Below are 5,368 nucleotides of genomic sequence, written 5' to 3' on the forward strand. Positions count from 1 at the left end.
GGCCACTGGAAGCACCTGAAGGAAAGCAACCCGCAGGTCATGATTGGCGTTGGCGGTTGTGTGGCGTCCCAGGAAGGTGAGGCGCTGCAACGGCGCGCACCTTTTGTGGACCTGGTCTTCGGCCCGCAGACACTCCACCGGCTGCCGGAAATGGTGGATCGGGCGCGGCAGGAACGCCGGCCCCAGGTGGACGTCTCTTTTCCGGAAATCGAGAAGTTTGATCGTCTGCCCGAGCCCCGCGCCGAGGGGCCGACGGCGTTTGTGTCCATCATGGAAGGCTGCAGTAAATACTGCAGTTTCTGCGTCGTGCCGTACACCCGGGGCGAGGAGATCAGTCGCCCGTTCGACGACGTCATCACCGAAGTGGTGGATCTCGCCGATCAGGGCGTGCGCGAGGTCACTCTGCTGGGCCAGAACGTGAATGCCTACCGGGCCCGGATGCCGGGGGGCACCGAGGCCGATCTGGCGCTGCTTATTCACTATGTGGCTGCCATCGACGGTATCGACCGCATCCGCTATACCACCTCGCACCCCATGGAGTTCAGTGACAGCCTGATCGAGGCCTATGCCGAGGTGCCCGAGCTGGTGGATCACCTGCACCTGCCGGTGCAGAGCGGTTCCGACTTCGTGCTCAAGCTCATGAAGCGCAATCACACCATCGACGCGTTCAAGGAGAAGATCCGGCGGCTGCGCGAGATCCGCCCCAATATAAGCCTGTCCTCGGATTTCATTATCGGCTTCCCGGGCGAGGACGAGGACGCGTTCGAAGAGACCATGGCGCTGGTGGAGGAGATCGGCTTCGACAGCTCATTCAGCTTCATCTACAGCGCGCGGCCAGGCACGCCCGCCGCGTCACTGTCTGACAGCACGCCGCAGCAGGTCAAGAAACGGCGCCTGCATCGGCTTCAAGCCGCGATCGAGGCGCACGCGCGCTCTATTGCTCAGGGCATGGTGGGCACCGTCCAGACGGTGCTGGTGCACGGTCGCTCCAAGCGCAACGGCGACGAACTTGCCGGGCGTACGGAGAACAACAGGGTCGTGAACTTTCCCGGGCATCCGCGGCTTGTCGGGCGGTTCGTGCAGGTGCGAATCACGGAAGCCTTGCCCAACTCGCTGCGCGGCCGCATGGTCGGTTTCCATGATGATGAGTCGACCTCTCTCGCCACCGCTTGAGGATTCAGAGGGGAACTTGAAAGCACAACCCGACGCCCTGGACTTTACGCTCGAGCCCGCCGACAACGATCGACTCGCCAATCTTTGTGGCCAGTTCGACGAGAACCTGCGCCAGGTGGAGCGTCGGTTGGGGGTGGAAATCAGCAATCGTGCCCATCGCTTCCGTGTCATCGGCGATCAGGCCGCTGTTAGCGCCGCGGTGAGCCTGCTCAAGGACCTCTACCAGGCCTCCGCCAAAGAAGAGCTGTCGCCGGAGAACGTGCACCTGTTCCTGCAGCACGCCGCTGTCGAGGAGCGTGAGCGCGAGGGCTACGACAGAGCGCGTGGGGACGAGGTGGTGATTCGCACCCGCAAGGCGGAGGTTCGTGGCCGCGGTCCGAACCAGCAGCTTTACCTGCGCAATATCCTCGACCATGACCTTAACCTCGGCGTTGGCCCTGCCGGCACGGGCAAGACCTACCTGGCCGTCGCCGCGGCCGTGCAAGCGCTGGAGCGCGACGAGGTGCGGCGTCTGGTGCTGGTGCGCCCGGCCGTGGAAGCCGGTGAGCGGCTCGGGTTCCTGCCCGGGGATCTGGCGCAGAAGGTGGACCCGTACCTGCGGCCGCTTTACGACGCCCTGTTCGAGATGCTCGGCTTTGACCGGGTGGCCAAGCTCATCGAACGCAACGTCATCGAGATCGCGCCGCTGGCCTACATGCGTGGGCGCACCCTCAATCAGTCTTTCATCATCCTGGACGAGGCGCAGAACACCACCGTGGAACAAATGAAGATGTTCCTCACGCGCATCGGCTTTGGCTCCACAGCGGTGGTCACCGGTGATGTCACCCAGGTGGATCTGCCCCGGGGTACGGCATCGGGCCTGCGCGACGCTGTGGAGGTGCTCCGGGGTGTGGAGGGTGTGAGTTTCACGTTCTTTAATGCCTCAGACGTGGTCAGGCATCCGCTGGTGCAGCGGATCGTCCAGGCCTACGACCGGATCAGCGAAGCGCGAGAGCGCAACACAGGGGCATGATCCACGTGGAGGTTCAGGTGGCCGTGGAAGGCCACGATGTGCCAGAGGAGTCCGCCGTGCGTGGCTGGGTGGAGGCAGCCCTTGCCGGGCGCCGGGACGAGGCCGAACTGGTGGTCCGCGTGACTGGCGCGGAGGAGGCCCGCGCCCTCAACCGCGACTATTGCGGGCGTGATTATCCCACCAATGTCCTCTCGTTTGCGTTCGAGGCGCCGCCGGTTTTTGGTGACACCCCGGCGCTCGGGGATCTGGTGATCTGTGCCGAGGTGGTGGAGCGCGAGGCCCAGGAGCAGGGCAAACCGCTTCGGGATCACTGGGCGCATCTGGTCATTCACGGCACGTTGCATTTGTTGGGCTACGATCATATGAAGGAGGCGGAGGCCGCTGTTATGGAAGCGCTGGAGCAGGATATCCTGGCTGGGCTGGGTGTTCCTGACCCGTATCGGGATGGGGCCATTTAATGGTTGCAGGCCACTGTCGAGGGGCGAGCGATGAACTGCCGGGCGTGCTAATGGCGCGTTCGCCGTCCGAGCCCTCTGGGTATGGCGTCGGCGCCGATGGGTAACGAAGACCGAAGCAGCAGCAACGAGCACAGAACCTGGCTCGAACGCATCGGTCAGGCGATTTCCGGTGAGCCGCGTGATCGGGGCAGCCTCGTGGATCTCCTGCGGGATGCGCAGCGGCGCGGGCTGTTGGATGCCGACCAGCTGGCCATGATCGAGGGGGTGCTGCACGTCTCCGAGATGCAGGTGCGCAGCATCATGATCCCTCGGTCGCAGATGGTGGTGGTCCGGCGTGATGCCCAACCGCAGGAGCTGCTGGCGCCGGTGATCGAATCGGGGCACTCCCGTTTTCCGGTGATCGGCGAGAATCGCGATGACGTCATCGGTATTCTGATTGCCAAGGACCTCCTGCAGTTCTCCTCTGCGGAGACTCGCAACCGCTTCGATATGCGCGAGGTGATGCGGCCGGCGCTGTTCGTGCCGGAGAGCAAGCGTCTCGATGTGATGCTGAAGGAGTTTCGCTCCAGTCGGAACCACTTGGCCGTGGTTGTGGACGAATACGGTGGTGTCGGCGGTATGGTGACCATCGAGGACGTACTGGAGCAGATCGTCGGCGAGATCGACGACGAACACGACGTCAGCGACGACACCTACATCCTCAGTCACCGTGAGGGCAGCAGTGTGGTCAAGGCGCTGACACCCGTGGAGGACTTCAATGAGCACTTCGGCACCCATCTGCGCGCCGAGGAGTTCGACACCATTGGTGGTTACGTCGCCCACGCGTTTGGCCATGTGCCCGGGCGCGGCGAGACCGTCAGCCTGGAGGGGCATCGTTTCGAGGTGGTCCGCGCCGACAATCGCAGGATTCACCTGCTGATGGTTCAGCCCGAACCGACGTCCGCCGCCGGCCAGAACCCCCGCCAGACCGCCAGTAGCTGAGCTGCGCCCGCGGCGGAATAGGAATCACGCGCTCATGGCCGATCCCGCTACACCGCGAAGCGCCCGCCACGGCTGGCCGCAGGTTCTTGTTGCGCTCGTCGCCGGCGCGCTCTCACCCCTGGCTTACGAACCCGTCGGCTGGTGGCCGATGGCGTTCGTGTCGCTGGCAGTGCTCTTCTATCTCCTTGCCACTGCGCAGCACCGATGGTGGTGGGTCGCCTACGCCTGGGGTGTCGGCTGGTTCTCCGCTGGCGGGTTCTGGATTTACCACAGCGTCATGTTTTATGGCGGCGGGCTGTGGGCGGCGATTGCCTTCTGTGCGGTGCTGGCGCTGCTGTTCGGCCTGATTTCTTTGTTCACGGTTTGGGTCTGGCAACGGCTGCGGCCCGGACATGAGGCATTGGCGCTCATGGTTGTCATGCCGTTCGCCTGGGTGCTGGTGGAGTGGGTTCGTAGCTGGCTGCTGACCGGGACGACCTGGCTGCAGGTGGGCTATAGCCAGACGGATACCTGGCTGAACGGGTTCGCGCCGGTCATCGGGAGTTTGGGGATTAGCCTGTTGGTGGCAGCCGGTGCGGGGGCTCTGGCCTGGGTGGCCCGGCAGCCCACGCAGCTGCGTGCGATGCCGGTGGCAGTGGTGTTCGTGGTGGTGTTCGCCACAGGGCTCGGCCTGCGGCAGGTGGAATGGACCCAACCCGCCGGCGAGCCGCTCGGGGCGGCGCTGGTGCAGGGAAATATTCCCCAGGACAAGAAGTGGGACCCGGACTACCGCGACCTGACCATGAGTCGCTACCACAACCTCACGGCCGAGCACTGGGACAAGGACGTGGTCATCTGGCCCGAGACTGCCGTACCCATGTACCTGCACCAGGCAAGCCGTGAGTATCTGGCGCCGCTCGCCGAGGAGGCGATCGACCACGAGACGGACGTCTTGCTGGGGCTGCCGACGCTCGACCAGGACTCCGGGGCTGTCTACAACAGCGTCATGGCGCTCGGGGGTACCATTGACTTCTATCATAAGCGCCACCTGGTGCCCTTCGGCGAGTACGTGCCGCTGCGGGAGCATCTCGGCCCGCTGCTGGACGTCTTCGGCGCCCCGCTGGGCGACTTCTCCCCGGGGCGTTCGCCCGAGCCCTTGCAAGCCGCCGGGCACAGCGCTGCAATCACCATCTGCTACGAAATTACCTTTGCGCGGGTCGTGGCGGCGTCGTTGCCGGAGGCGACGTACCTCGTCAACGTGAGTAACGATGCCTGGTTTGGCACCACCATCGGCCCGCACCAGCACCTGCAGAAGGCGCGGATGCGCGCCATCGAGTTCCAGCGCCCCCTGCTGCGCAGTACCAACACAGGCATTTCGGTGGCCGTGGACGAGCGCGGCCGCATTACCGCTCGTGCCCCGCAGTTCCAGCCCGCCGCCCTGGAAGCGACGTTCCAGCCCCGCTCCGGCAGCACGCCTTATCTGCACTGGCTCGATTGGCCAGTGGTCGGAGCCTCGGTGCTCGTGTTGCTGGCGTTCGCAGGGCGTCGGTGGCGGGAGCACGCGGGACGACCCGGGCGCCATTGACAGCCGGTTCCGCCGTACGCCGTGCGCCTTGGCAGCGCCGGTAGTTTGACGTCGGCATCTGTAGATGCGCCTGACACAGGGATCCGGGGCGCCGGGGCGGGGTCTTCGGTCCCGGACACGCTGTGAACCCATCCCTGGGCGCTCGGCCGCGGCCGTCCTGGCCGCGGACGGTCCGTGACC

General features: G+C 65.1%; 5 protein-coding genes. All 5 read left to right on the forward strand.

The genetic code is table 11. The annotated features are described in order from the left end of the window. Positions 1-1,173 (forward strand): tRNA (N6-isopentenyl adenosine(37)-C2)-methylthiotransferase MiaB (gene miaB, locus QZT63_RS07745; protein WP_290650035.1); only part of this gene is annotated, 1,173 nt, incomplete at its 5' end. Between the two features lie 16 nt (positions 1,174-1,189). Continuing rightward, positions 1,190-2,185, forward strand: a complete 996-nt coding sequence (locus QZT63_RS07750) for a PhoH family protein (protein WP_290650037.1) — start codon at positions 1,190-1,192, stop codon at positions 2,183-2,185. Next, on the forward strand, positions 2,182-2,643 hold the full coding sequence (gene ybeY, locus QZT63_RS07755) for an rRNA maturation RNase YbeY (protein WP_290650039.1): 462 nt from the start codon (positions 2,182-2,184) through the stop codon (positions 2,641-2,643). The genes QZT63_RS07750 and ybeY overlap by 4 nt, the downstream gene beginning before the upstream one ends. Before the next feature lie 96 nt (positions 2,644-2,739). After that, complete coding sequence (locus QZT63_RS07760) at positions 2,740-3,624, forward strand: transporter associated domain-containing protein (protein WP_290650040.1); 885 nt, start codon at positions 2,740-2,742, stop codon at positions 3,622-3,624. Between the two features lie 34 nt (positions 3,625-3,658). After that, complete coding sequence (gene lnt, locus QZT63_RS07765; protein ID WP_290650042.1) at positions 3,659-5,188, forward strand: apolipoprotein N-acyltransferase; 1,530 nt, start codon at positions 3,659-3,661, stop codon at positions 5,186-5,188. The last annotated feature ends 180 nt before the right edge of the window (positions 5,189-5,368 follow it).

It is taken from the genome of Aquisalimonas sp. (assembly GCF_007120195.1).
Taxonomy (GTDB): domain Bacteria; phylum Pseudomonadota; class Gammaproteobacteria; order Nitrococcales; family Aquisalimonadaceae; genus Aquisalimonas.

Bases quoted from the DNA above. Each gene is read 5' to 3' on its own strand.
- ybeY (WP_290650039.1), top strand. From the start codon at position 2,182: ATGATCCACGTGGAGGTTCAGGTGGCCGTGGAAGGCCACGATGTGCCA.
- lnt (WP_290650042.1), top strand. From the start codon at position 3,659: ATGGCCGATCCCGCTACACCGCGAAGCGCCCGCCACGGCTGGCCGCAG.
- QZT63_RS07760 (WP_290650040.1), top strand. From the start codon at position 2,740: ATGGGTAACGAAGACCGAAGCAGCAGCAACGAGCACAGAACCTGGCTC.